Source organism: Sinomonas cyclohexanicum, assembly GCF_020886775.1.
GTDB classification, from domain to species: Bacteria; Actinomycetota; Actinomycetes; order Actinomycetales; family Micrococcaceae; genus Sinomonas; species Sinomonas cyclohexanicum.
Genome location: NZ_AP024525.1, coordinates 3,454,044 through 3,478,359, shown reverse-complemented (window position 1 = coordinate 3,478,359; position 24,316 = coordinate 3,454,044). Strand labels below are relative to the sequence as shown.

General features: G+C 71.5%; 22 protein-coding genes. 18 read left to right on the top strand and 4 right to left on the bottom strand.

Annotated elements, in window-relative coordinates:
- Positions 1–42: 42 nt before the first annotated feature.
- Genes SCMU_RS16450 through SCMU_RS16440 form a run of 3 tightly spaced genes read left to right on the top strand, consistent with a single transcriptional unit; the run spans position 43 to position 3,259 of the window.
- Positions 43–1,731 (top strand): hypothetical protein, encoded by a 1,689-nt coding sequence (locus SCMU_RS16450; protein WP_229230180.1) that lies wholly within the window; start codon positions 43–45, stop codon positions 1,729–1,731.
- Between the two features lie 35 nt (positions 1,732–1,766).
- Positions 1,767–2,585 carry an endonuclease III gene (gene nth / locus SCMU_RS16445; RefSeq protein WP_229230179.1) on the top strand — a complete coding sequence of 273 codons (819 nt, stop codon included), beginning with the start codon at positions 1,767–1,769 and terminating at the stop codon, positions 2,583–2,585.
- The gene (locus tag SCMU_RS16440) at positions 2,582–3,259 is read left to right on the top strand and encodes an NUDIX hydrolase (RefSeq protein ID WP_229230178.1); all 678 of its coding nucleotides are present in this window, start codon (positions 2,582–2,584) and stop codon (positions 3,257–3,259) included. The genes nth and SCMU_RS16440 overlap by 4 nt, the downstream gene beginning before the upstream one ends.
- Positions 3,260–3,325: 66 nt before the next feature.
- On the opposite strand, the gene SCMU_RS16435 is transcribed toward SCMU_RS16440, so the two are convergent.
- Positions 3,326–5,008 carry a bifunctional 3'-5' exonuclease/DNA polymerase gene (locus SCMU_RS16435; RefSeq protein WP_229230177.1) on the bottom strand — a complete coding sequence of 561 codons (1,683 nt, stop codon included), beginning with the start codon at positions 5,006–5,008 and terminating at the stop codon, positions 3,326–3,328.
- Positions 5,009–5,121: 113 nt separating this feature from the next.
- On the opposite strand from SCMU_RS16435, the gene ssd reads away from it, so the two are divergent.
- The 7 genes from ssd to SCMU_RS16400 all read left to right on the top strand — a co-directional run bounded on the left by ssd (position 5,122) and on the right by SCMU_RS16400 (position 10,419).
- Entirely contained in the window at positions 5,122–6,291 is a 1,170-nt protein-coding gene (gene ssd, locus SCMU_RS16430) for a septum site-determining protein Ssd (RefSeq protein WP_229230176.1), read from the top strand.
- Positions 6,288–7,472 carry a TadA family conjugal transfer-associated ATPase gene (locus tag SCMU_RS16425; RefSeq protein ID WP_274602884.1) on the top strand — a complete coding sequence of 395 codons (1,185 nt, stop codon included), beginning with the start codon at positions 6,288–6,290 and terminating at the stop codon, positions 7,470–7,472. The genes ssd and SCMU_RS16425 overlap by 4 nt, the downstream gene beginning before the upstream one ends.
- A 545-nt stretch (positions 7,473–8,017) precedes the next feature.
- Entirely contained in the window at positions 8,018–8,347 is a 330-nt protein-coding gene (locus tag SCMU_RS16420; RefSeq protein WP_229230174.1) for a type II secretion system F family protein, read from the top strand.
- Entirely contained in the window at positions 8,344–8,946 is a 603-nt protein-coding gene (locus SCMU_RS16415; protein ID WP_229230173.1) for a type II secretion system F family protein, read from the top strand. The genes SCMU_RS16420 and SCMU_RS16415 overlap by 4 nt, the downstream gene beginning before the upstream one ends.
- A gap of 143 nt (positions 8,947–9,089) precedes the next feature.
- Positions 9,090–9,599 carry a DUF4244 domain-containing protein gene (locus SCMU_RS16410; protein WP_229230172.1) on the top strand — a complete coding sequence of 170 codons (510 nt, stop codon included), beginning with the start codon at positions 9,090–9,092 and terminating at the stop codon, positions 9,597–9,599.
- Positions 9,596–9,979: a TadE family type IV pilus minor pilin gene (locus SCMU_RS16405; protein WP_274602883.1), complete on the top strand. Its 384-nt coding sequence runs from the start codon at positions 9,596–9,598 to the stop codon at positions 9,977–9,979. Before SCMU_RS16410 ends, SCMU_RS16405 begins: the two co-directional genes overlap by 4 nt.
- Before the next feature lie 32 nt (positions 9,980–10,011).
- Complete coding sequence (locus tag SCMU_RS16400) at positions 10,012–10,419, top strand: Rv3654c family TadE-like protein (RefSeq protein ID WP_229230170.1); 408 nt, start codon at positions 10,012–10,014, stop codon at positions 10,417–10,419.
- Between the two features lie 87 nt (positions 10,420–10,506).
- Here SCMU_RS16400 and SCMU_RS16395 read toward each other — a convergent pair whose 3' ends face one another.
- Both SCMU_RS16395 and SCMU_RS16390 read right to left on the bottom strand, forming a co-directional pair.
- Positions 10,507–12,873 carry a DEAD/DEAH box helicase gene (locus tag SCMU_RS16395; RefSeq protein WP_229230169.1) on the bottom strand — a complete coding sequence of 789 codons (2,367 nt, stop codon included), beginning with the start codon at positions 12,871–12,873 and terminating at the stop codon, positions 10,507–10,509.
- A gap of 30 nt (positions 12,874–12,903) precedes the next feature.
- Entirely contained in the window at positions 12,904–13,593 is a 690-nt protein-coding gene (locus SCMU_RS16390) for a GNAT family N-acetyltransferase (protein WP_229230168.1), read from the bottom strand.
- A 96-nt stretch (positions 13,594–13,689) separates the two neighbouring features.
- Here SCMU_RS16390 and trhO point away from each other — a divergent pair, with 96 nt between their 5' ends.
- Complete coding sequence (trhO, locus tag SCMU_RS16385) at positions 13,690–14,589, top strand: oxygen-dependent tRNA uridine(34) hydroxylase TrhO (RefSeq protein ID WP_229230167.1); 900 nt, start codon at positions 13,690–13,692, stop codon at positions 14,587–14,589.
- Positions 14,590–14,635: 46 nt separating this feature from the next.
- Here the strand turns inward: trhO and SCMU_RS16380 are convergent, their stop codons facing one another.
- Positions 14,636–15,175, bottom strand: a complete 540-nt coding sequence (locus SCMU_RS16380; RefSeq protein WP_229230166.1) for a hypothetical protein — start codon at positions 15,173–15,175, stop codon at positions 14,636–14,638.
- A gap of 78 nt (positions 15,176–15,253) precedes the next feature.
- Between SCMU_RS16380 and SCMU_RS16375 the strand changes: the two genes are divergently transcribed.
- From SCMU_RS16375 to proC, 7 genes are all read left to right on the top strand, one after another.
- Positions 15,254–16,969, top strand: a complete 1,716-nt coding sequence (locus SCMU_RS16375) for a DUF7059 domain-containing protein (RefSeq protein WP_443020164.1) — start codon at positions 15,254–15,256, stop codon at positions 16,967–16,969.
- Between the two features lie 58 nt (positions 16,970–17,027).
- Positions 17,028–17,771, top strand: coding sequence for an ArsR/SmtB family transcription factor (locus SCMU_RS16370; protein WP_229230164.1), 744 nt, complete (start codon positions 17,028–17,030; stop codon positions 17,769–17,771).
- Between the two features lie 165 nt (positions 17,772–17,936).
- Complete coding sequence (gene topA, locus SCMU_RS16365) at positions 17,937–20,717, top strand: type I DNA topoisomerase (protein WP_229230163.1); 2,781 nt, start codon at positions 17,937–17,939, stop codon at positions 20,715–20,717.
- Complete coding sequence (locus SCMU_RS16360) at positions 20,714–21,226, top strand: SseB family protein (RefSeq protein WP_229230162.1); 513 nt, start codon at positions 20,714–20,716, stop codon at positions 21,224–21,226. The genes topA and SCMU_RS16360 overlap by 4 nt, the downstream gene beginning before the upstream one ends.
- Positions 21,227–21,233: 7 nt before the next feature.
- Positions 21,234–22,253 (top strand): Ppx/GppA phosphatase family protein, encoded by a 1,020-nt coding sequence (locus SCMU_RS16355; protein WP_229230161.1) that lies wholly within the window; start codon positions 21,234–21,236, stop codon positions 22,251–22,253.
- Complete coding sequence (locus SCMU_RS16350) at positions 22,250–23,119, top strand: sugar phosphate isomerase/epimerase family protein (protein ID WP_229230160.1); 870 nt, start codon at positions 22,250–22,252, stop codon at positions 23,117–23,119. Before SCMU_RS16355 ends, SCMU_RS16350 begins: the two co-directional genes overlap by 4 nt.
- Positions 23,120–23,460: 341 nt before the next feature.
- Positions 23,461–24,309, top strand: coding sequence for a pyrroline-5-carboxylate reductase (gene proC, locus SCMU_RS16345; protein ID WP_229230159.1), 849 nt, complete (start codon positions 23,461–23,463; stop codon positions 24,307–24,309).
- Positions 24,310–24,316 lie beyond the last annotated feature (7 nt).

Genomic DNA, 24,316 nt, shown 5'->3' with positions numbered 1-24,316 from the left:
GCCATGTGGCTAGGCTGATCCCCAAGACCGAAGGAGTGACTCATGTCTGAACCCAGCAAGAGCCCGTCCGAAGGGCGCCGCAGCGAGGCCGTACTCGGGCCGTTCACCGTCCGTGACCTCACGCTCGGCGGGGGTGTCGTCATCACGTTCGTGGCGTCGCTCCTGCCCCTGTTCGACCGTTTCCTGTTCGCGAACCTCTGGAACGCCTCGAACCTGTTCTTCCTCGCGATCGGCGTCCTCGGGCCCATCGCGGCGGCAGCCCTGTTCGCGTGGCGTCGGGTCGAGCCGAAGCGGTCACTGCGGATCGGGTCCCTCTCGGTGGACCAGTTCGCCTCGGTGGTCGCGGTGCTCAGCACGGCCTTCTACCTCATCCTGACGGTCACGACCCTCACGGCCGGAGCCGTGGTGGGACTCCTGGGCGGGCTCGCGATGCTGGCCGCGACGACGCTCGCCCGGCTCATTCCGCCCTTCGCCGCCGACTTCGACGGCCGCGTCGAGGTGCCGGCCCACGTCACGGCCCGCGACGCCGTGCCGGCCGTGCGGCGGCCCAAGCCGGCCGCCGGCGCCGCAGGTGCGGCCCGCCCCGATGGCTCGGGGGAGCCTGCGGGCTCCAAGCCGGGGACGGACGGGAGCCCCGCTGGCGCAGTGGCCGGCGGTGTGGGGGGTGCGGCTGCCGCTGGTGCGGCCGCTGCGGGCTCGGCGTGGGGCGCCCACCAGGACGACGGTGCGTGGGTCCCGCCTGCGTCGGGTCCGGGCCGATCGGGACAGGCGGAGGGTAGGGCCCCCGCCGGCGTTCCGTCGGCCGACGACGTGGCCCCGGCGGAGACCAGTCGCCCGGCCGGCGCCGAGGACGTAGGACCGGGCGACGGCGTGCCCGCAGCAGGAGTGGGGGCCGAGTCCGCGCGAGCCGCTGCCGGGTCGGTCGACGTGGGCGCCGCGGACCTTCTCGCGTCGCCGGACGAGCTCGACGGCGGCCTCGGGCCCGAGTCGTCGCCCGCGCCAGTGCTGCCGTCCGCGCCCGAGGCGGCCCCGCGTGCCGAACGTGACGAAGCAGTGCACCAGGGGGCCCAGTACCCGGAGAGCGCTCGTGAGGACGCCACGCCGCGGGGGGCCGCTGCGGTCGGTGCGCTCGGTGGCCTCGGCGCGGTCAATGCCGGCGACGGTGCGGCCCTCGAGGCGACCGAGGCGCACGTTGCCGGGCGAGCCGACGGCGAGGGAGCGGCGTCGTCCGCATCGGGGCAGCCGTCGACGCACGGCGAGCGGGGCCGGGAGGAGGCCGACGCCGCACCCATGGACCACTTCGGCGAGGCCGACGGCGAGATGTACGGCGCGCCTGAGCCCGTGGCCCCGGTGGTCGAGAGCCCTGTGAGGGAGCGGCCGGAGGCCGGGGCGCCCAGTGCGGAACGCCCGGCCGCCGAACGCGCCGCCCGCGAAGGCCTCGGCGGACCGGCGACGGCAGTGTTCCCCGCCTCGTCGCGCGGGGCCGGCGTCCCGCACGAGGACATCGCGGCAACGAAGGCATACGAGGAGCCTGAACCCTACGAGGCCTTCTGGTTCGCCGTCAGCGAGCGGCGCACGGCCGTCGATCCGACCACGGGCCAGCCGGTGTTCGAACTGCACCCGGGCCAATGGATCCTTGCCCTCCAGGACCGGGGCCGTGAGTTCGTGGTCCAGAGCAGCGACGGGCGCATCGGGGTCCTCCGGGAGCTTGCCGGAATCGAACGCGGGTGAGCGCAGCCAAAGGACCCGAGCCGCGTCGGCGGCGGATGAGCCCCGATGAGTCGCCACTCGCGCTCAAGCGCCGTGCCCGCAAGATCAATCGCGCCCTCGCGGAGGCCTATCCCTACGCCCACGCTGAGCTCGATTTCAGGAACCCGTTCGAGCTCCTCGTCGCCACCGTCTTGAGCGCCCAGACCACCGATGTCCGCGTCAACCAGGTGACCCCCGTCCTGTTCGCCCGATACCCGGACGCACGGGCACTCTCGGAGGCGGACCCCGCCGACGTCGAGGCGATCATCCGCCCCACTGGCTTCTTCCGCGCCAAGACGAGGAGCCTGCACACCCTCGCCCGGAAGATCGTCGATGAGTTCGACGGCGAGGTTCCGGGAACCCTCACCGAGCTCGTCACGCTTCCCGGTGTAGGGCGGAAGACGGCGAACGTGGTGCTCGGCAACGCCTTCGGTGTCCCGGGCATCACCGTGGACACCCATTTCGGCCGGCTCGCGCGGCGCTTCGGGTGGACGGCCTCGGAAGACCCACTCGTCGTGGAGCGCGACGTCATGGAGCTGTTCGAGCCGCGGGACTGGACCATGCTCTCGCACCGGGTCGTGTTCCACGGGCGCCGGGTCTGCCTCGCGCGCAGGCCTGCGTGCGGCGCCTGCACCGTCGCGTCCCTCTGCCCGTCCTACGGAGTGGGGGAGACCGATCCGGCCAAGGCCCGCAAGCTCCTGCGCTTCGAGTTGGCTCCCGGGAGCGAAGCACTGCACGCCGAGATGATGGCCAACGCCTCGCTTGCCGCCTCCATCCGCCGGCGGACAGAAGCCCAGGGCAGCGGAGAGCCTCTCGCCACGGGTGCTGGGACGTGAGCGCACGCGACGAGCTCGAGGACCTCGTGGAGTCCATCCGCGCAGGGGCAACGGACCCGTTCGACCGACGCTGGCACCCCGCCACACTCCCGGGTGACTTCCGCCGAGCCGCGGTACTTGTGCTGTTCGGTGCCCTCGACGACGTCCCGGCCGTGTCCCGTCGCCCGCTCGCCCCCGCGGAGCTGGACGTCCTGCTCCTCGAGCGCGCCGCAACCCTCGGATCGCATCCGGGCCAGGTCGCGTTCCCCGGGGGAGGCCAGGACCCCGAAGACGCCACACTCGTGGACTGCGCCTTGCGCGAGGCCCGCGAGGAGACCGGTCTCGATCCGTCCGGCGTCGAGGTGCTCGGGGAACTCCCGCCGCTAGGGATGGCCGTGAGCGGGTTCCTGGTCACCCCGGTCATCGGCTGGTGGGCGGCCCCATCGCCCGTGGACGTCGTGGACTACGGCGAATCCGCCCAGGTGTTCCGGACCCCCGTGCGGGACCTCCTCGACCCCGCGAACCGCGTCATGGTCGTGCTCCATCGGCGGGGTGCCCGCTTCGCGAGCCCGGGGTTCCTGGTCAACGACGTTCTCGTCTGGGGCTTCACGGCCATGGTCCTCGACTCGCTATTCACTGCCCTCGGCTGGGGCGTCCCCTGGGACACGACGAGGGAACACCGCATCGACATGTGACCCGGCTGGGCATCGAGGCGCACCTGACGTGGCCAGGAGACTGACGTTCTGGCCGAGGCGGGCCCCTCACTTGGCCTGGTCGTAGGACTCGACCACCGCCACGCTCAGCGGGAACTCGACTGGCGCTCCCGGGAACAGGAGCCGTCCCGCGGCCCGTGCCGCATCGCGGACGGCAGCCGCGCACGCCTCTGCTGCGGCCTCTTCGGCATGGATCACCACTTCGTCATGGAGGAAGTACACGAGTTCCGCGGTCATGCCTTGGCGCTGGAGCCCGCGGAGCCTGCCTCGCAGGTCGGCCATCCAGCACTCCGCCCACTCGGCAGCGGTTCCCTGCACCACGAAGTTCCGGGTGAACCTGCCGCGCTCGCGCGCTATCGCGTCGGCACGGCGCTGCTCGTCGGCTGTTGTCGTCCGCTGCGACGCGATCCATCGCTCCGACGGGCGAGGAGTGCTGCGCCCGAGGTGGGTCGTGACCGTGAGTCCGCGTTCGCCGTCGCGCGCGGCCCGCTCGACGAGCGCGACCGCCCGCGGATAGAGGCGCGTGAGCTGCGGCATGAGCCGGCCCGACTCTCCCGTTGTGGCGCCATAGATGGCACCGAGCAGCGCGACCTTGGCCTTGGCCCGGTCGCCACCGAAACCGGCGGCGGCGATGCTGGCGTAGAGATCACTTCCGCGGGCGGCCGCAGCCATGGCACCGTCGCCGGCGAGCGCGGCGAGGACCCTGGGCTCTAGCTGCGAGGCGTCGGCCACCACGAGCCGGTGGCCCGGCAGCGCGCGCGCGGCGGAGCGGACGTCCGCGGGGATCTGCATGGCCCCGCCGCCCCTGGATGCCCAGCGGCCCGTCACGACTCCGCCCACCACGTACTCGGGGCGGAATCGTCCGTCCCGTACCCACGCGTCGAGCCAGGCCCAGCCGTTGGCCGAGAGGAGCCGGGCCATCTTCTTGTACTCCAGGAGGGGCGCGATTGCGGGATGGGCGTACTGGCGAAGCTCCCACGCCCGCGTGGTCCGCGCCTCGATGCCGGCTCGATGGAGCGCGCGTATGAGCTCTTGCGGGGAGTCAGGGTTGAGCCTCGGCGACCCCAGCCCCGCCCGGAGCTCGGCGGCCTTCGCTTCGAGCAGCGCGGGCCGGGCCCCCGGCGCGGGGCGGGGTCCGAGCCTCGCGGTGAGGAGGGCATCATGGGCGGCGACGTCCCAGGGCATGCCCGCGTGCTGTATCTCTGCCGCGACGAGCGCGCCCGCCGATTCCGCGGCCAGCAGCAGCCTGAGACGACCCGCCCGCGGGGACCGGGCGACGGCGGCGAGCTGGCGGCGTAGCTCGGCTGCAAGGACGTCCGCGCCGGGTCCGGGCGCCCCCGCGGGTTCGAACAGCGTCCCCTGCAGCGGTGACGGAGCGGCGGCCGGGAGGCCGCCGACCGGTTCATCGTCCGAATCGATGGCGCCGGGAAGCCCGATCCCGGGCCTGTACCCGGACGTGTACGCGGAATGGGCGAGGACGGCGGCAGAGAGCGAGAGGTCATGGCACCGGTCCACCCTGACCCCCGCCGTCAGCAGACTCGGGTAGAAGTCGGCGGTGCGTTCCCAGACCCAACGGGGCCGCTGGCGCTCCTCGATCCCGCGGATGGCGTCCGCGAGACCAGAGCGCGGCACCGTCTCCGGGTCCGACGTCAAGCCGCCCGTGCGTTCCATGCGCTGAACGAGCACGCTGCCGTCCGAGGCGGGGACAACGAGTGCATACACGCTCCTCATTCTCGCGGCTCTTGTGGCCGCACTTGTCCTCCACACGAGACACCCCGGCGTGTTGTCCACATACGAGGCGAGCGCCGTTCCCGTTGAGAGGGGGCCCGACAACGCTGGGACGCATGGAAGCAATCGGACACGACAGATGGGAACCGGGCTGGCTCCCGGAAGCGAGCGCGACCGTGTGCTGCATCACGGGTGACAGCGCCCTGCTCGAGGAGTGCGCGCGGGTCGCGGCCGTTGCGGGCGTGGCGTTCGAGGGGGTCGCTGCCGCCGGCGGCACGCATGCGGTGTGGCGCGAGGCGGACCTCGTGCTGGTCGGCCCGGACGTGGTGGAGCTTCCGCCACAGCGCCGCGGCACCAGCGTGCTCGTCGGCCGGCCGGAGCACCACCAGACGCTCTGGACGCGGGCCGCGGCGCTGGGGGTCGACCATGTTGCAGAGTTGCCTGACGCCGCAGGCTGGCTCGTCGAGTTCCTCTCCCGGCGTGGGCCCGAGGGCCCCTCCGGGAGCATCGTCGGTGTCCTGGGCGGCTGTGGGGGCGCCGGGGCGAGCACTACAGCGGCGCTCCTCGCCGCGGCCGCGGCACTCGACGGCGCTGAGACGCTCCTCGTGGACGGCGACCGGCTCGCGGGAGGCCTTGAGGCCTCCCTGTGCGAGCGGCCCGGAGAGGGCCTGCGCTGGCCCGACCTCGCGTCCGCGAGCGGGGCCATCAACCCCGCGCAGCTCGCCGCGTCGCTGCCACGGGTCGGGGGCACCGCGCTCCTGTCGTGGCCGGCGGGGCCGGGACGGGCCGTTCCGGTACCGGGGACCGCCGTCGCGGGTGCGCTCGACGCCGCGCGCTCCGCCTTCGACCTCGTCGTGATCGACGTGGGGCGCGGGCGTGAGGGGCTCGACGACTTCGGATGGGCGAGCGACCAGGTCCTCGTCGTGCTGCCGGGAACGCTCGGCGCCGCGCTGTCCGCTTCACAGCTGCTGCATGAGCTCCCGCCGGTTCCGGTGGGCGCTGTGGTGCGTGGACGCACCGCCGAGGGGACCGACGCGGAACGACTGAGCGATCTCGTCGGGTGCCCGCTCGTCGGACGCATTCCCCATCTCAGGCGCGCCGCCGCCGCGGCCGAGGCAGGACGGCTCATGGATCTCGGCCGTCACCGGTCCGTCCGTGGGCTTGCACAGGCGGTTCTCGCCACGCTCTCTGATCCCGTCGGCCGGACGGGTCCGGTGATGGACGACGTCGCCGCGCTCGCCGTGGGCGCGCGTCTCGCCGAACGTGGGCGGAGGGCAGCGCGATGAGTGGACTGCGCGGCGTCGAGCCGGAATTCCTCGACAGCGTACGCCGATCGGTTCTGGCAGGGTCCGGGCCCGTGACCCCGGCACGTATCGCAGCCGCGGTGCAGGACAGCGGCCGGGTCCTCGGAACCGGCGGTGCCCTTGCTGCGGTGGAACTCATCTCGGCAGAGCTGAGGGGCTTGGGACCGCTGCAGCCACTGGCGAACGACCCGGCGGTGACGGACCTCTTCGTCAACGCCGCGGACGACGTGTGGCTCGACAGGGGCAACGGGCTTGAACGGACGCACGTGCAGTTCCCCTCTGAGGAAGCCGTCAGGTCACTCGCCGTCAGGCTTGTGGCCGCGGGAGGGCGGCGGCTTGACGACTCGTGCCCGTGCGTGGACGTCCGTTTGCCGGGTGGCTACCGCGTCCACGCGGTACTCCCGCCGGTGTCGACGGGCGGCACGCTCCTTTCGGTGCGGATCAGGCGCGCGACGTCGATGAGCCTGGACGAGCTCGAGGCCGCGGGGGCCGTCCTGCCGGATCAGCGGCGCATCCTCGAGCTGCTCGTCTCCCAACGGCGAAGCTTCCTCGTGAGCGGTGCCACCGGTTCTGGGAAGACGACCCTGCTGAGCACCCTCCTGGGGCTTGTCTCTGCACGAGAGCGGATCGTGCTGGTCGAGGACGCGGCGGAGCTCGCTCCCGACCACGGACATGCGGTCTGCCTCGAGGCACGCCACGGCAACGTCGAGGGCGCGGGCGGCGTCGACCTTGCTCAACTCGTCAGGGAGGCACTTCGGATGCGCCCCGACTGGCTGGTCGTCGGGGAGTGCCGCGGCGCGGAGGTGCGTGAGCTCCTCTCCGCCCTCAACACGGGCCACAGCGGGGCCGGAACCGTCCACGCGAACACCGCCGCCTCGGTGGTCGCGCGCCTCGCTGCCCTCGGTTCCCTCGCGGGCCTCAGCGCCGAGGCGACCGCGCTGCAGGCCGCCAGCGCGCTCGACGCGGTCATACACCTCGAGCGGACGGCTGCCGGACGGCGTGTCGCCAGCATTGCGGTCGTCTCCGCCCGGGGCTCCGGCCTCGTCGTCGAGGAGGCCGTGCGGCGAGTCGACACGACGTCGGCGGCGTCCGAGCGGGGGCCGGGCTGGGACCGGCTCGCTGCGCTCCTGAGCCTCGACCGGGGTCTCGAGGCAGTCGCATGAGAGAGGGCATGGTGGGTGCGCTTGCCGTCGCCACGGCGCTCTTCGCAGGATGGTGCGTCATCGCGTCCGGCATCCGACCGACGCTGGGGGTGGGCAGCGATGATGATTCTGGCGTGGGCGTCGCCCAACGGTCGAGGTGGGCCGCGAGGAGGCGCAGGAACGCATCAGACGATCCGGCGATGCAACTCCAGCAGGCCGCCATGGTCGTGGCGCAGATCGGTGCGCTCCTTCGGGCTGGGCGCACACCGGCGCAGATGTGGTGCCAGGCCGCCGAGACTCATTCCGTCGAGGCCCGTCCGGGGACGCGCTGCCATTCCGGCAGTGGCGCGCCGGCCTCCGCACGTCGCCGCTGGCCCGGTCGGCCCGCGGGGCGCGAGGTCATGCACGAGCGTCGCGCCGGCGAGGACACGCTGCGTGTCCTGTCTGCGGCCGCCCGCGCCGCGGGGCTTGGTCGTCCTGTCGCCGCGGCCATCAGGGAAGCCTGTCGGCGTCCACCGGCTGCTGCTCGGCCGCGGGACCGGACTGGGACGGCGGCGGGGGTGTGGATGAGCGTGGCCGCCTGCATCGAAACGGCCGAGGCATCCGGCAGCCCGCTGGCTGGTGTCCTCGACCGGCTGGCGAACCAGCTGGAGTCGGATGCAGACGCCGCCGCGGCCCGCGCCGTAGCGCTCGCGGGTCCGAGGGCGACTGCCCAGGTCCTCAGCGTCCTGCCCGTCGCCGGTCTGGGTCTGGGGATGCTCATGGGCGCGGACCCGTTCGCCACTCTTCTCGCCACGCCGTTGGGGTCAATGTGCCTCGGACTCGGATGCGCTCTGACGCTCGTCGGCCGCTGGTGGTCCGCGCGGCTCGTCCGCTCGGCGTCGGAGGCCCGATGAGCATCTTCATCGGGCTCGCGCTGCTCGTGATCGGATTCGCCGTGGCATCCTCGGGGCCGGCGGGCCGGACCGTCGACTTCGCAGGGTCCCGGCTGGAACGCACCAGCGGGCCAGCCGCGAGGCCGGGAGCGGGTTCGGATCCATTCCCCGACCGCGCTGGGAGAGCTCATCGCCAGAGCTCGGACAGCGTCCCGCTCCTGCTCGAGCTGCTGGGCGCGATGCTCCAGGCGGGACTCGCCCTGCCCCGCGCTCTTGAGATCGCGGCGCGCACGGGCGGCGAGGCGACGGAGGCCCTGGCGCGGGCCGCGGCTGCCCTCGAGCTGGGAGTCGACTGGAACAGCGCCTGGCCAGACGAGCCTGAGCCGTACGTGGAACAGATCCGCGCGGCCCTCCAGTTCGCCGCGACGACCGGCGCGCCCTCGGCCGAGCTGCTCTTTGCACATGCGCGGCAGCTGCGCCGCACCCGCCACCGGGACCTCGAGAAACGAGCTGCTGCGCTCGGCGTGAGGCTGGTTGTCCCGCTGGGGGTCTGCTCCTTGCCCGCATTCCTGTGCCTCGGCGTAGTGCCCGTCCTCCTGGCCATGATGCCAGGCGGCTGAATCCAGGCACGCGAAGGAGAGAAGACTCCTGCCCGCTGCGGGCAGGCGGCGTTCAGACGCCAAACGTTCCGGCGCAGTCGGCCCGGGACGACACTCGGCGGCCATCCTGCGGGAGGTCCAGCCGTCACTCACCAGGAGGAATCATGCCAGCACTCGCCCCCGGAGCCGTCTTCGGCCCTCTCGCTGTGGACCCCGATCCCGCTGACCTGCGGCTCTCACCATCGGCGGGCCCGCGGCCCGAGGCCGTCCGCACGATCGACGGCCGATGCCAGGTCATCGAGTTGTTCCCCGAGGCGGGCTATCCCGAGGCCGCGCTAGAAGGCCGTGGCGCGAACCCGAGTGCACACTCGGGGACGCGCGCGGCAGACAAGGGGGCTGCTGCTTCGTCGGACGGCGACGCACGGGGCGCGCGCGCCGATCGGGCGGGTCGGACGTTCCGCCTCGCGCGCAGGCGCACGGCCATCCGCATCCAGCTCCTGCGGCTCTGGATCGCCGGCCGAGCCACTGGGCAGCAGGGGATGGCCACCGCCGAGTACGCCATCGCCACTCTGGGCGCGGTCGCGTTTGCGGGCCTCCTGGTTGTGATCATGCGCAGCGACGAGGTCCGGGGCTTCCTCCTGGGGATCATCCGCGCGGCCCTCGCACTGCCGTGAGGCCGGACCGCGGGGGCGCCGAGGAGCCGTGGGCCTCGGCGTCCCTGCGGGGATCCGTCACGGCGGAGTTTGCTGTGGCGGTCCCCGCGGTCATCCTGCTGCTCGGCATCCTGCTCAGCGCCGGCTCCGCTGCGATGTGCCAGGTCCGGGTAGAGGAGGCCGCCCGCTCCGCGGCCCGGATCATTGCCCGCGGCGAGGGGCCGGAGGCAGTTGCCCAGGAGGTCGCGCGCGTGGCCGGTCCCGGGGCGGACCACAGAGTTGAATCGTCCGCAGGTGTCATCACTGTGCGGGTCACCGCCGCCATTCCGGGCCCCGTGGCCGCCGCGGCAGGACTCGCCGCCAGCGCGAGGGCCAGCCTGAGCATCGAGGGGGCGCGATGACCCCCTCGAAGGCCCGTTGGCCGCCAGTCCGTATGCCTGCACACCGCACCGCATCCGCACACCGTACGGGAGCCGCGAGGGAGGGTGAGCGCGGGTCCGGAACGGTGCTCGCGCTCGGCCTGTGCCTCTTGCTCATCCTTGCCTGCGCCGCCGTGCTGCTGATCGGGCAGGCCCTCGCGGCCTCGGCACGTGCTGCGTCGGCCGCGGACCTCGCAGCGCTCGCGGCGGCCGACGCCGAGCGCGGGCTACGCGCCGGCACGGCCTGCGACACGGGACGCACCGTGGCCGAGCTCAACGGGGCTGCACTCGTGGGATACCAGGTGGAGGTACCCGGCAGCACCGTGCGCGTCGTGGTCGAGATCGACACGGGTGCCCCATGGGGCCCGGCGCGGGGACGCGCACGGGCTGGCCCCCCGCGTGCGGAGGCGATCGAGTGGTGACGCGGCTCGTCCGCGGAGATGATGCGTGCCAGTCTGCAGTGCGGAGCGGTGACCGCCGGCGACGGCCACGTGACCTGGGCGGTCGCCTCAGTGCCCCTTCCCGTGGCCGGCGACGATCTGGTCCGCGAGGCGGGCCTGGCGGAGGACCCCCGAGAGGAGGGCGATGGCTCCGGCCTTGTCGAGTGGATTGTTCTTGTTGCCGCACTTGGGGCTCTGCACGCATGAGGGACAGCCCGCGTCGCACTCGCAGGCCTCAATCGCCTCAAGGGTGGCGCGGAGCCAGATACGGATGCGCTCGTAGCCGCGCTCCGCGAAGCCCGCGCCACCCGGATGCCCGTCGTAGACGAAGATCGTCGGTTGCTCCGTGTCGGCATGCAGCGCCGTGGAGACTCCGCCGATGTCCCAGCGGTCACTCGAGGCCACGAGGGGGAGCAGGCCGATGGACGCGTGTTCGGCCGCGTGGAGCGCACCCGGGAACTGGGCGGGGATCAGCCCTGAGGCCGCGAGGGTCGGTTCGGGAATCGTGATCCACACGGCCTTGGTGAACAGGTCCCGGGCGCCGAGATCGAGGGGTTCCTCGCCGAGGACCTCGTGGGAGATGAGCGCCTTGCGCTGGAAGGAGACGACTTGAGTGGTCACCCGCACCTCGCCGAAGTGGACGCCGACCGGACCCCACTGCTCGGAGCGGAGGCCGTTGAGGACCTCGACGGTGGTGATGTCCCGCGCCGTCGTGTAGTAGTCAGGGTTCACGCGACGCACCACGACGCAGTGCTCTGCCTCGTTGAGCTCCTCGACGAGATAGCTTGCGCCCTGATGCACGTAGATCGCACCTTGGTGGGCCTGATAGTGCGTCTGTGGCGAGTCCATCGACCCGAGAAGCTGTCCTGTCTCGGCATCGATGATGCTGACGGGTCCTCCTCCGTCGGCGCGGAGGTTGACCATTCCGGCCGCGCTCTCCGGATGGGTCCAGAACCACCCGGAAGGCCGCCTGCGCAGGTAGCCCTGTGCTTCGAGCTGCCCGAGCAGGCCCTCGGTGGTCGGGCCGAACAGCGACAGGTCCGACACCGTGAGGGGCCTCTCCGCTGCCGCCGCGCACAGGTGTGGGCCCAGGACGTACGGGTTCGAGGGGTCCAGGACGGTGGCCTCGATGGAGGAATCGAAGATGGCCTCCGGGTGGTTGACGAGATAGGTGTCGAGAGGATCGTCGCTCGCCACGAAGGCGGCAAGCGCGTCCTGGCCGGAACGCCCCGCCCGGCCGATCTCCTGGAACAGCGACGCTCTCGTTCCCGGCCAGCCCGCCACGAGTACCGCGTCGAGTCCCGAGATATCGATGCCGAGCTCGAGGGCGGACGTGCTCGCCACACCGAGCAGCTCGCCCGAGCGCAGGCGCCGCTCCAGTTCGCGGCGCTCCTCCGGCAGATAGCCCGAGCGATACGCCGCCACCCTCAGTGGCAGGCTTGGGTCGATCTCGTCGAGGAGCCGCTGGGTGATGGACGAGATGGCCTCGGCCCCGCGGCGGGACTTGATGAAGGCGATGGTCCGGACGCGGGCCGAGACCAGGTTGGCGAGGAGATCAGCCGTCTCGGCGATCGCGGTACGCCTCTGCGGAGCGCCATTCTCGCCCTTTGCTTCCGTCAGTGCAGGTTCCCAGAACGCGACCTCCGTCGCGCCGTGCGGCGAGCCGTCGTCGGTGACCGCCGTGACACGGTCACCGATGAGTCGGCCCACCGAGCCCTCGGGATCGCCAGAGGTCGCAGAGGCCGCGATGAACACGGGCTCGGAGCCGTAGTGGCCGCACACGCGGCGAAGCCGTCGGAGCAGGTTGGCCACGTGCGAGCCGAAGACGCCACGGTACGAGTGGGCCTCGTCGATGATCACGAACCGCAGGCGCCGGAAGAAGGCCGACCACCACGCGTGGTTCGGCAGGATCCCGAGATGCAGCATGTCCGGGTTGGCGAGGATCACGTTGGCGTGGTCCCGGATCCAGCGTCTGGCGGACTGCTCCGTATCGCCGTCGTACGTCTCGGCACGGACGGTGGGAAGGCCAAGGGCTCGGATGGCGGCCAGCTGGTCAGCCGCCAGGGCCTTGGTGGGGGAGAGGTAAAGGACCACGGAGCCGTCGTTGTGAATCCGACCGGGCTCGGCAGCGACCCGCAGCTCCGAGCGGTGGACTGCGTCCAAGGCGGGCAGCTGGTACCCGAGCGACTTGCCCGATGCGGTGCCCGTGGCGAGGACCACGTGGGTCCCCCCGTGGGCAAGGTCCGCGGCCTTGGCCTGGTGCGTATAGGGCTCGTGGATCCCTAGCCGCCCGTACGCGTCGACCAGATCAGGGTGTGCCCAGACCGGCCACGGGGCGTGACGGGCGGGTCGAGAGGGGATCGTGCGAAGGTGCCGCAGCTCCTCGGGGTCCGCCGAGCGCCCCAGAAGGGAGACGAGGGAATCATGCGCGGCCACGGGAGCATTCTGCCAGCCCTAGCGCCAGGGTCAGTCCGCGGAGAGCGAGCCGCCCGCCGTCGTACCCTTGTTGGTGAGGACCAGGACGCCCGAGACATCGCTCCACCCGAGGTGGTGGTAGAGGTGCTGGCCGTCAACCGAGGCGATCAGCAGGCCCTGATCGAGGCTGTGCTCGCTCATCGCGGCGGTGAGGGCACGCATCACGAAGCTGCCGAGGCCGCGGCGGCGGAAGTCGGGCTCCGTCACGATGCGGTCGAACACCGCATACCCGTGGGCGACGGCGACATGCCCGCTCGCTGCCAGCGCCCCCGCGGTGGTCTTCACCGTGACGGTCGCACTGTGGTCCTCGTAGTCGGTGGTCAGCTTGAGCTCGTCGTCGTTGAGCCAAGGCGCCTCGACGTCCTTGCCCTCGAAGTCCATGATCATGAGCTGCTGATCGCCGGCAAGCTCCACGAGACCGTGCTCGGCGGCCAGCGTCCGGTAGGCGGGCAGATCGTCCGTGAGGATGGTCAGGAGGCGCGGCGACGACTCCGCGACGAACGCGGCGAGGTCCGCGAACTCCTGCCTGCTCGGACTCGCGGCGAAGGCCTCCCAGTCACCGGACTTGTCCGTCAGCTGCACGGCCTTGAACGAGCCCACGTCCTGGACGGGGTAGTGGCGTGTGGAGGCCCAGCCTTCGACCCACGTGCCCAGAAGTTCTCGCAGCGATTCCTCTCCCATAGCCAAGACGATAACCGGTAGCGCCAGAGCCTGATAGGGCCTGTGACCGAACTGTCATCCGGCCGCCGCCGGCCCCGCGACCGCTACCCTTGATGGGTGGCTCTGCACCGTATCGTCCTGTTCTACTGCTTCACCCCGCTGACCGACCCTGAGGCGGTCAGGCTGTGGCAGCGGACCCTGTGCGAGGGGCTGGGGCTGCGCGGCCGGATCATCATCTCGAAGGACGGGATCAACGCCACCGTCGGGGGCGGGCTCGACGAGGTCAAGCGGTACCTGCGCGTCACCAAGGAGTACCCCGGTTTCAAGGACCTCGACGTCAAGTGGTCCGAGGGCGGAGCCGCCGACTTCCCCCGGCTGTCGGTCAAGGTGCGCCCAGAGCTCGTCTCGTTCGGGGCGCCCCATGAGCTCGAGGTGGGGCCAGACGGCGTCGTGGGCGGGGGCACGCACCTCACGCCACAGGAGCTCCACGAACTCGTCGACGCCGGGCGGGACGGTGCCCCGGGCCGCGAGGTCGTGTTCTTCGACGGGCGCAACGCGTTCGAGGCCCAGATCGGCCGGTTCAAGGACGCGATCGTCCCCGACACCACCACCACGCACGACTTCTTGGCCGAACTGGACTCCGGCAAGTACGACGACCTCAAGGAGCGTCCCGTCGTGACGTACTGCACGGGCGGGATCCGCTGCGAGGTGCTCACGGCCCACATGCGCCGCCGTGGCTTCCGCGAGGTCTACCAGCTCGACGGCGGAATCGTCCGCTACGGCGAGAAGTACAAGGACGCGGGCCTGTGGGAAGGATCGCTGTACGTGTTCGACCGGCGCATGCGCCTCGAGTTCAGCGAGGATGCAGCCACGATCGGCCGCTGTGCCCGATGCGAGGCGCCCACGAGCGACTTCCACAACTGCTCGAACCCTGCGTGCCGCAAGCTCACGCTCTACTGCACCGACTGCGCGGGGTCCGGGGAATCGCTTCGGTGTCCGCAGGGCTGCTCAGGCTGACCCCGCGGTACTTGGAGGTGACCCTCGGTCGCCCCGGCCTGGTCGGTCAGGGGCGCGTGAGGCGGTAGGCGACGTTCGCCGCCGTGTCGCCGGCCGAACTGAACACGATGTCCAGATGCCCCGCGGCGGGCACGTCCACCGCACGGGACCACGGGCGATTGCACGTGAACGTGATGTCGAGGATCTCGGCGCCCTCAGCCGTCACACGCACGGCGGCCAGGCCGATACCCCGGCACGCGTAGTGCAGCGTCGCAGCTCCGGGATCGGTGTCGACCGTCATCCGCCGCGAGCCCGCGCCGGGCATCACTGAGCCGGCGTCGTCGCCGAGGGACAGGCCGGAGTTGTCAGGCAGCGCCGACGCTGCCCAGACATCGAGCGCCGCACCCGAGAGAGTGTCGCCGAGCGCAGCGCTGGACGTCTCTGCCGAGGCGCTCGCAGACGCCTCCCGCTGGCCGAGGGGCGCGAGGCCGTCGTCATACGAGTAGGCGCATCCGACGGCGCACCACGCGACCGCCAGCCCGAGACCAGAGGCGATCGCCGCCGCTCGCGCTGCCGCGCCGCCACCGCGCAGGGCGCCGGGACTCATGGAACCTCTTGTCCCCGCCGCCGGGTCAGGGACGGCTGAGCCGGAACGCGGCGTTCGATTGCCGGTCGGAGCGGCGCCATGTCCCCAGTGTGGGCCCGCCACGGTGTGCGGACAAGGCTCCCAGCAGGGCCCCCTAGACTCGTGAGGGTGACGTCCGAGCAGCCCGACCTGCCCCTGTCCGACCGCCTCGACCTGCTCGGCGCCCTCGCCCGCGATCTCGCGGCCGTCGGGTACACCGTCGACGGCGTTGCCGGTCTGCTCGGGCCCGAGGCCACTGCGGCGCTCGCTCGGGACCAGATCGTCCCGGCGCTCGTCGCGACCCGCGCCGCCGGCGAGGATCCCGCGCGCGAGCCGCTGGGCGCCGTCGTGCGCTTCTTCCTGCTCACGCGCCCGCTCCCCGCCGCCGCGCTCGACGCCGTCCTGCCGGGCATCCGCTCGGAGGGGCTCGTCGCGCTGGGGCTCGCTGCCGTGCGTGAGCACGACGGCGCCGAGCACGACGGCGCGACGCTGGCCGCCGCGGTCGATCTCCGCCCGTACGCGTGGGAGGCCGATGACGGCGAGCGGGAGGTGTGGGTGGCCTCGGACCTCGCCGCGCACCAGCGTCCGGGTGTGCTCAGCCACGATCACGTGCTCGGGATCGGGCATGCCTCTTCGACGCTCGTCCAGGCAACCGCTCGGCGGCCTGTCGAGCGTGCCCTCGATATCGGCACCGGCTGCGGGATCCAGGCCCTGCACCTCCTGGACCACGCCCGGCACGTCGTCGCGACGGACATCTCGGACCGGGCCCTCGCGTTCGCCCGCTTCAACGTCCTCCTCAACGCGCGCACGCTCGGTATCGATCCGGCGCGGCCCGAGGACCGCATCGAGCTGCGGAAGGGCTCGCTGCTCGAGCCTGTCGCGGGCGAGCTGTTCGATCTCGTCGTCTCGAACCCGCCGTTCGTGATCACGCCCCGCACCGCCTCCGAGCGGGCCGAAGACCAGTTCACGTACCGCGACGGCGGGCTGCCCGGGGACCAGCTCGTCGCGACGCTCATCGCCGGGCTCGGGAAGGTGCTCGCCGAGGGCGGCACTGCCCAGCTGCTGGGCAACTGGGAGATCCCCGAAGGGGCCGCGTGGCACGAGCGGGTCCGCGGCTGGATTCCTGACGGGGTGGACGCGTGGGTCCTCGAGCGCGAGGAGGTGGGTCCCGGCCAGTACGCCGAGACGTGGCTCGCCGACGCGTCGCAGCAGCGCGACCCGCATGCCTATGAGGAGTCGTACGGCGCGTACCTGGCCGACTTCGCAGCGCGGGGCACCGGAGCGATCGGCTTCGGGGTGGTGTGGCTGCGGCGCCCGGCGCGCGGGCAGGCCCGGCTGGACCGCTTCGAGAAGCTCACCCACCCGCTCGAGCAGCCCATCGGCCCGCATTGGTCCGCGGCGGTGGGGCGCGCCGACTGGCTCGCGGGGCACCCGGACCTGGCCGGCGAGCGGCTCGTGGTGGCGGACGACGTCACTGAGGAGCGCCACCAGCGGCCCGGCGCGGAGCATCCGGGGGTGATCCTCCTGCGCCAGGGCGCCGGGTTCCGGCGGACCACGCTCATGAGCACCGAGCTCGCCGGATTCGTCTCGGCGTGCGACGGCGAGCTCACGGCAGGGCAGATCGCGTCCGCCCTCGCGGCGCTCCTGGGCCGCGACGATCCGGCGTTCCGCGCAGGCGTGCTCGAGGAGGCCGCCAACCTCGTGGCCGACGGCTTCCTGGTCCTGTCAGAGGGCGCGCATGACGCGCCCGCGGGAAACCGTGAAGAAACAGCTTGACATTTGCCCGGAATGTGTCGTTTATTACACAGCAACATCAGCACAACGAAAAAGCATCATGACTGACAAGAAGCGCAGCTCGCGTAGCGAGAACCCTGTCCGGATCACGGACCCCAAGGCGATCAGGGCCCTCGCCCACGCCGCCCGACTCGAGGCCATCAACGAGCTCTACTCGAGTCAGGAGAGCCGGACCGCCACCGAGCTGGCCGCCTTCACGGGGCTCACGCCGAGCGCCATGAGCTACCACCTCCGTGCCCTCAAGAAGTGGGGCATTGTCGTGGACGCGCCGAGCGACGGCGACGGCCGGGAACGGCGCTGGAAGGCCGCCGGAACCGATCTCAACCTCGACACCGCGACGACCGGCCAGACCCCGGGCCTCGCGATCATCGACATGGAGATCGAGGCGCTGCGATCCCGGATCGCCAGCCACGCGAAGCACCGCGAGGCCGCCCGACGCCGGGGAGAGCCGGACGAGTCGCCGGTCATGATGATCTCCGGCAACGGGATCAAGCTCACCCTCGAGCAGCGGGCCCGCTTCAAGCAGCGCATGCTCGAGCTCATGGACGAGTTCGAGCTCGAGGAGCCGGGGCCGGACGAGGAGTCCGAGCGCATGTACTTCGTGTGGTCCATGCTCCCCGAGGTCCGCGGTCCCCAGAGGGCCCGCGGTGCGCGCGGCGAGGCGGCGCGGCCCCGCGCCAAGGCGGCCGCCCCGGAGCGCGCGGCCGCGGCCCCGGCGCAGGCGGCCCCGGCACCCCCGGCACCGGCACCCCCGGCGCAGGCGGCTACCGCTGCGGACGCCTGACGCGCCCCCGACGTCCACATACACGGCGGGCGGCTTGCGCGTCCGGGGCCGTCGTATGGTGAACTAGGGACTTGCGCGGCGCTCGGCCGCGCTCCCTCGTGCCCTGACCCCGGCGGTGACCGGCGGCGGGCGCGGCAGAACGGCAGCAGTTTGGCGAGGAGTACCGTGGCCACCAAGGCTAAAACCGGCAAGAAGCTCGTGATCGTGGAGTCGCCGGCCAAGAGCAAGACGATCGCCCAGTATCTGGGCGACGGCTTCGAGGTCGACGCGTCCATGGGTCACATCCGGGACCTCCCGCAGCCCTCTGACCTGCCCGCGGAGCTCAAGAAGACCTCGGTGGGCAAGTTCGCCGTCGACATCGAGAACGGCTTCGAGCCGTACTACGTCGTGTCCCCGGACAAGAAGAAGAAGGTCGCGGAGCTCAAGGCCAAGCTCAAGGACGCCGACGAGCTCTACCTCGCCACCGACGGTGACCGCGAGGGCGAGGCCATCGCGTGGCACCTCCTCGAGGTGCTCAAGCCCAAGGTGCCCGTGCACCGGCTGACGTTCCCCGAGATCACCAAGGAAGCCATCCAGCGCGCGATGGCGGAGCTGCGCGACGTCGACGAGTCGCTCGTGGACGCGCAGGAGACCCGCCGCGTCCTCGACCGCCTCTATGGCTACGAGATCTCCCCGGTGCTGTGGCGCAAGGTGGCGGGCGGGCTCTCGGCCGGCCGGGTGCAGTCCGTCGCGACGCGCCTCGTGGTGGAGCGCGAGCGGGAGCGTATGGCGTTCCGCACCGCGAACTACTGGGACCTCGTGGCGACCCTCGCACCGCTCGAGGGCGGCGGCACGCGGGGTGCAGCCACCGCGGACGACGGCGCGCGCCGCCAGAGCTTCCAGGCCCGCCTCGCGTCGGTGGACGGGAAGAAGGTCGCCACGGGCCGTGACTTCAACGACCGGGGCGAGCTCACGGCGAAGAACGCCGAGCTGCTCACCGAGGCGACGGCCACTGCGCTCGCCGCGGGACTCGAAGGAGCGGCCTTCGCGGTCCGTTCGGTCGAGGAGAAGCCCTACACGCGCCGTCCGGCGGCACCGTTCACCACATCCACGCTCCAGCAGGAGTCGGCCCGCAAGCTGCGGTTCTCCGCGCGCGTGACCATGCAGGTGGCCCAGCGCCTGTACGAGAACGGCTACATCACGTATATGCGTACCGACTCGACCGCGCTCTCGGACCAGGCCGTGACCGCCGCCCGCCGGCAGGCCTCGGAGCTGTATGGGCCCGAGTACGTCCCCTCCCGCCCGCGCGTGTACGCGTCGAAGGCGAAGAACGCGCAGGAGGCGCACGAGGCGATCCGTCCCGCGGGCGACGCGTTCCGCACCCCCGCGCAGGTTGCCAAGCAGCTCTCCGGGGACGAGTTCCGGCTCTACGAGCTCATCTGGAAGCGGACCGTCGCGTCCCAGATGGAGGATGCCAAGGGTTCGACCGCGACGGTCCGCCTGGGAGCGACGGCAGTCTCCGGCGAGGCCGCGGGACGCGACGCCGAGTTCGCCGCATCCGGCACGGTCATCACGTTCCGTGGCTTCCTCGCCGCGTACGAGGAGGGCCGTGACGAGGTCCGCGAGGATACGGAGGGCGCCGGAGGCGGCGGCGCGTCCTCGGAGGGCGGTCGGCTCCCGGTCCTGGCGAAGGGCCAGCCCCTCGACGCCCTCGAGATCTCCTCGAACGGCCACCAGACGTCTCCGCCCCCGCGCTACACCGAGGCCTCGCTCGTGAAGACGCTCGAGGAGCGCGGGATCGGCCGTCCGTCCACGTACGCGGCCACGATCTCCACGATCATGGACCGCGGCTACGTCCGGGCGCGCGGCACCGCGCTCGTGCCGAGCTGGATCGCGTTCTCCGTGGTGCGCCTGCTCGAAGAGCACTTCCACGACTACGTCGACTACGACTTCACCGCCGAGATGGAGGAGGACCTCGACAAGATCGCGGCCGGCGAGCAGGCTGGGTCGGACTGGCTGAGCCACTTCTACTTCGGCGACGACCACAACCCCGGCCTGACCACGATCGTCAACGGGCTGGGCGAGATCGACGCGCGCGAGGTGAACTCCGTGGAGCTCGCACCGGGGATCGTGCTGCGCGTGGGCAAGTACGGCCCGTACCTGGAGAAGCCGCTCCCCGCGGACGCCCCCGAGGGGACGGTTCCTGAGCGGGCCAACGTCCCCGACGACCTCGCGCCGGACGAGCTCACCGCGGAGAAGGCGCTCGAGCTCATGGAGAGCGCGGGCCCCGAGGAACACATCCTCGGGACCGACCCGCTCACGGGACACGAGATCGTCGCCAAGAACGGCCGCTACGGCGCCTACGTCACCGAGGTGATCACCGAGTTGACGCCCGAGCAGATCGCCGCCCAGCCGGTCGAGTACTACAAGAACGGCAAGCCCAAGCCGCCCAAGAAGCCGGTCAAGGTCAAGCCCCGCACGGCCTCGCTGTTCAAGTCCATGACCCTGGACACCGTCACCCTGGACCAGGCGCTCCAGCTGCTCACGCTGCCGCGCCGCCTCGGCGAGGACACCGAGGGCAACGCCATCACGGTCCAGAACGGCCGGTTCGGCCCCTACCTGAAGAAGGGCACGGACTCTCGGTCGATCGGCAGCGAGGAGGAGATCTTCACGATCACCCTCGAGCAGGCCCTCGAGATCTACTCACAGCCCAAGACACGTGGCGGCAGGACGGCCGCGGCGCCGCTGGCCGAGTTCGGGGACGACCCGACCTCGGGCAAGCCGATCGTGGTCAAGGAGGGCCGGTTCGGGCCGTACATCACGGATGGCGTCACGAACATCACGGTCCCCCGGGCCACCTCGATCGAGGAGCTCACCCGCGAGCGTGCCATCGAGCTCCTCGCCGAGAAGCGTGCCAAGGGTCCGGCCAAGAAGCCGGCCGGCCGCACCAGGGCGGGCGCGAAGTGAGCACGCACGACGGCGAGCCGGTCGCCTCGGGCGCGGACGCGGCGTCGTCCGCATCCGGCGAGCCTGTTCCGGCGCATCTCGATCCGGCCCCGCTGACCGAGCTCGAGGAGTCGCTGCGGTCAGCGACGGAGTCCGGGAAGGAGGACGAGGGCCAGCAGTCCATCCTCGTGTTCCTGAACAGCCTCGTGTGCTTGCTCGTCCCCGAGCCGGTGCCGGGGGAGACGGAGTTCGTAGAGCCGCTTGTCCTGACGAACGGCGAGGGCAAGCCTGTAGTGGCCGCGTTCACACACCGGCAGCGGATCCGCCCCGACTTCCTCGAGCACGCGCCGACCGTCGTGGAGACGCAGGGCGCGGTGCTCCTGCAGAACCTCGGGACCGAGTTGGGGCTCGTGCTCAACCCCGGCAGCGCGTTCGGGTTCGAGCTGAGCACCGAGCACGTGGCTGCCGTGCTGCGGGACTTCCGCCCGGCACAGCCGGGAGAGCACCCGGACCTCCACACCGGGGAATAATGGGCTCATGCGGCTAGGCGTCCTCGACATCGGTTCGAACACCGTGCACCTGCTCCTGGTGGACGCTCACCCCGGCGCGCAGCCGGTGGCCTACGCCTCGCACAAGCGCCCGCTCTCCCTCGTGAAGTTCCTGCAGCAGGACGGCAGCATCAGCGAGCGGGGCCAGACGGAGCTGATCGACTTCGTCCAGGAGGCGTGGGCCTTCGCCGGCCGCCACAATGCCGAGGACCTGCTGGCCTTCTGTACCTCCGCGATCCGCGAGGCGAAGAATGGGCAGGCCGTCCTGGACCGGGTCCAGAGCGAGGCCAATGTGACGCTTCAGGAGCTCACGGGGCCAGAGGAGGCAGCGATGACGTTCTTTGCGGTGCGCCGCTGGTACGGCTGGGGTGCTGGCACCATTCTGGCATTGGACATCGGCGGCGGCTCGTTCGAGATGGCCATGGGCCACGACTCCCTCCCCGCCCACGCCACGTCCGTGCCACTCGGGGCCCAGCGGCTCACGCGGGACTGGCTGCCGCAGGATCCGCCCACAGCCAAGAGCATCAAGGACATGCGCAAGTACGTCCGCGACACGCTCCGGCCCGCGGTGAAGGGCTTCGACAAGCTCGGGCCGCCTCATCTCGTCACCGGCACGTCCAAGACGTTCCGTTCCCTGGCGCGGATTGCCGGCGCGGCGCCATCGGGCGCCGGACCCTATGTACGCCGCGTCCTCCAGCGCACCGACCTCGGCCTGTGGGCCCAGCGCATGTCCGCGATGGCCGCCTCGGACCGCGTGCACCTGCCCGGGGTCTCGGAGGCACGGGCGCAGCAGCTGCTGGCAGGGGCCCTCGCGGCCGAGGCTGCCATGGAGCTCTTCGAGATCGACGAGCTGGAGATCTGTCCGTGGGCGCTGCGGGAGGGGCTCATCCTCCGCCGCCTCGACCAGCTCGTCTTCGACGGCCCCCTCGAGCCGCCGGCGCACATCGGTCCGATCCAGAGCGAGCGGCTTCGGTCCGAGCGCATGCATCCCTCGAGGGCCCGCGTATGAACAGCTTTGAAGTGGAGATCGAGATCGAGACGTCCGCACCGTCAAGTCCTGCAGAGAACGAGATCCCCGTGGCGCTCTCGAGCGCCTCCGTCTACCCCCTCAGTGTCCACGACGCGTTCGCCGTCGCCTCGGATCTGGGCTATGACGGCGTCGAGGTGATGGTGACCAACAACTCGACGAGCCAGAAGTCCGACGAGCTCATCCACCTCGCCCAGCGCTACGACCAGCCGATCGTCTCCATCCACGCCCCGACCCTCCTGCTCACGCAGCAGGTGTGGGGCTCGCCGTGGAACAAGATCAGCCAGTCCTGCAAGATGGCGGTCGAGGTGGGCTGCGACACGGTCGTGGTGCACCCGCCGTTCCGCTGGCAGGGCAACTACGCCGAGACGTTCGCGCATGGTGTCCGTGACCTTGCAGACGCGTTCGGCGTGCGGATCGCCGTGGAGAACATGTACCCGTGGCGCGTGCGGGGCCGGGAGACCCTCGCATACCTCCCGCACTGGGACCCCGTGGGCCAGGGGTACACGGACGTGACGTGGGACTTCTCCCACGCCGCGACGGCCCGCGAGAACAGCCTGGCCGCGATCAGGGCGCTCGGCAGCACACTGAGGCACATCCACCTCACCGACGGGTCGGGGCGTTCCTTCCGCGACGAGCACCTTCTCCCGGGCCAGGGGACGCAGCAGGTCGCGGAGTGCCTCGCACATCTCGCCCAGAGCGGGTTCGACGGCGCAGTGGTCGCCGAGATCAGCACGCGCAAGGCCAGGGTGACGGGAGAGCGCGAGCGGATGCTTGCCGAGACGCTCGAGTTTGCCCGGACCCATCTGGGGCAGCGCGCGGAGCTCGAGGCAGGCGGCGGGATCTAGGCGGCGAATCCAGCGGGCAGGGCCAGGCCGCGACGGCGCGGCGTGGCCCTGCGGGCTGTCTGCACGGGCACGTCACCGGGGGCTTCATCCGGCCCTTAAACGAGTTTGGCACTGGCAGTTCGGGGAAGGTTAGGGGACCATGCATCCGAACTGCCAGTGCCTGGCGGTCAGTCTTGGGGGGAGACTGACCGCCCCATCACTCGCACCCTGTGAGGTAGTACTTACTGTACGGAGCGACTTTGGGAGAACCCCGGTACCAGCATGGGAAAAGGCTGGGAATGGTTGGGCCCCCGCAGGGGCCCCGCAATGCGGCCAGCGCTACCGGCTGGCAGGATGGGGGCATGAGCAACCAGATCGCATTCCTCGGCACGGGCTCCATGAATGGGGCCATCATGGGCGGCCTCCTCGCGGCGGGCTTCCCCAAGACGGACATCATCGCGACCGTCCGGCGCCGGGAGAGTGCCAGTGAGATCGCCTCCCGCTACGGGGTGACCGTCATGGCGTGGGACGAGGAGGGCGATTCAAACGCCCAGGCGGCCCGTGGGGCGTCGGTCGTGGTCATCGGGGTCAAGCCGGTGGGCGTCGCCGCCGTGGCGCGGGAGATTGCGCCTGTGCTTGAGCCCGGCGCCGTCGTGGTGAGCGTGGCGGCCGCCGTCTCGCTCGAGCAGCTCGAGCGGGAACTCCCGGACGGGCAGCCCGTGATCCGCACGATGCCGAACACGCCCGCACGGCTCGGCAAGGGCGTCGTGGCCCTGTCCGCGGGGACCCACGCGACCAGGGAGCACGTGACGAAGGTCCTGGATCTCTTCTCCGGGCTCGGCCTCGTGGTCGAGGTACCGGAGGCCCAGATTGCCGCGGCGAGCGCCATCAGCGGCTCCGGGCCCGCGTACGCGTTCTACCTCGCCGAGGCCATGGCGAAGGCGGGCGAGGCCCTCGGGCTCGACGCCGAACTGGCCCTGCGCCTCGCCCGCGAGACTGTCGTGGGAGCCGGATACATGCTCGACGAGCCCGGCGCCGATCCCGTCGCCCTGCGCAAGGCCGTCACGAGCCCCAACGGAACCACCGAGCAGGCCATCCGCGTCTTCGACGAGCGCGGTCTCCCCGCGATCATCGCCGACGGCGCCCGCGCCGCCCTTGCGCGCTCCGAGCAGATCACCCGGGAGCTCGACGCGTCCCGTCCCAGCGCCTGAGGCGCCC

What these genes read in the sequence shown, in the direction of transcription:
- SCMU_RS16450 (WP_229230180.1), top strand. Translation starts at nt 43, where the DNA reads ATGTCTGAACCCAGCAAGAGCCCGTCCGAAGGGCGCCGCAGCGAGGCC.
- nth (WP_229230179.1), top strand. Translation starts at nt 1,767, where the DNA reads ATGAGCCCCGATGAGTCGCCACTCGCGCTCAAGCGCCGTGCCCGCAAG.
- SCMU_RS16435 (WP_229230177.1), bottom strand. Translation starts at nt 5,008, where the DNA reads ATGAGGAGCGTGTATGCACTCGTTGTCCCCGCCTCGGACGGCAGCGTG.
- ssd (WP_229230176.1), top strand. Translation starts at nt 5,122, where the DNA reads ATGGAAGCAATCGGACACGACAGATGGGAACCGGGCTGGCTCCCGGAA.
- SCMU_RS16425 (WP_274602884.1), top strand. Translation starts at nt 6,288, where the DNA reads ATGAGTGGACTGCGCGGCGTCGAGCCGGAATTCCTCGACAGCGTACGC.
- SCMU_RS16420 (WP_229230174.1), top strand. Translation starts at nt 8,018, where the DNA reads ATGAGCGTGGCCGCCTGCATCGAAACGGCCGAGGCATCCGGCAGCCCG.
- SCMU_RS16415 (WP_229230173.1), top strand. Translation starts at nt 8,344, where the DNA reads ATGAGCATCTTCATCGGGCTCGCGCTGCTCGTGATCGGATTCGCCGTG.
- SCMU_RS16410 (WP_229230172.1), top strand. Translation starts at nt 9,090, where the DNA reads ATGCCAGCACTCGCCCCCGGAGCCGTCTTCGGCCCTCTCGCTGTGGAC.
- SCMU_RS16400 (WP_229230170.1), top strand. Translation starts at nt 10,012, where the DNA reads ATGCCTGCACACCGCACCGCATCCGCACACCGTACGGGAGCCGCGAGG.
- SCMU_RS16390 (WP_229230168.1), bottom strand. Translation starts at nt 13,593, where the DNA reads ATGGGAGAGGAATCGCTGCGAGAACTTCTGGGCACGTGGGTCGAAGGC.
- SCMU_RS16380 (WP_229230166.1), bottom strand. Translation starts at nt 15,175, where the DNA reads ATGAGTCCCGGCGCCCTGCGCGGTGGCGGCGCGGCAGCGCGAGCGGCG.
- SCMU_RS16375 (WP_443020164.1), top strand. Translation starts at nt 15,254, where the DNA reads ATGTCCCCAGTGTGGGCCCGCCACGGTGTGCGGACAAGGCTCCCAGCA.
- SCMU_RS16370 (WP_229230164.1), top strand. Translation starts at nt 17,028, where the DNA reads ATGACTGACAAGAAGCGCAGCTCGCGTAGCGAGAACCCTGTCCGGATC.
- SCMU_RS16355 (WP_229230161.1), top strand. Translation starts at nt 21,234, where the DNA reads ATGCGGCTAGGCGTCCTCGACATCGGTTCGAACACCGTGCACCTGCTC.
- SCMU_RS16350 (WP_229230160.1), top strand. Translation starts at nt 22,250, where the DNA reads ATGAACAGCTTTGAAGTGGAGATCGAGATCGAGACGTCCGCACCGTCA.
- proC (WP_229230159.1), top strand. Translation starts at nt 23,461, where the DNA reads ATGAGCAACCAGATCGCATTCCTCGGCACGGGCTCCATGAATGGGGCC.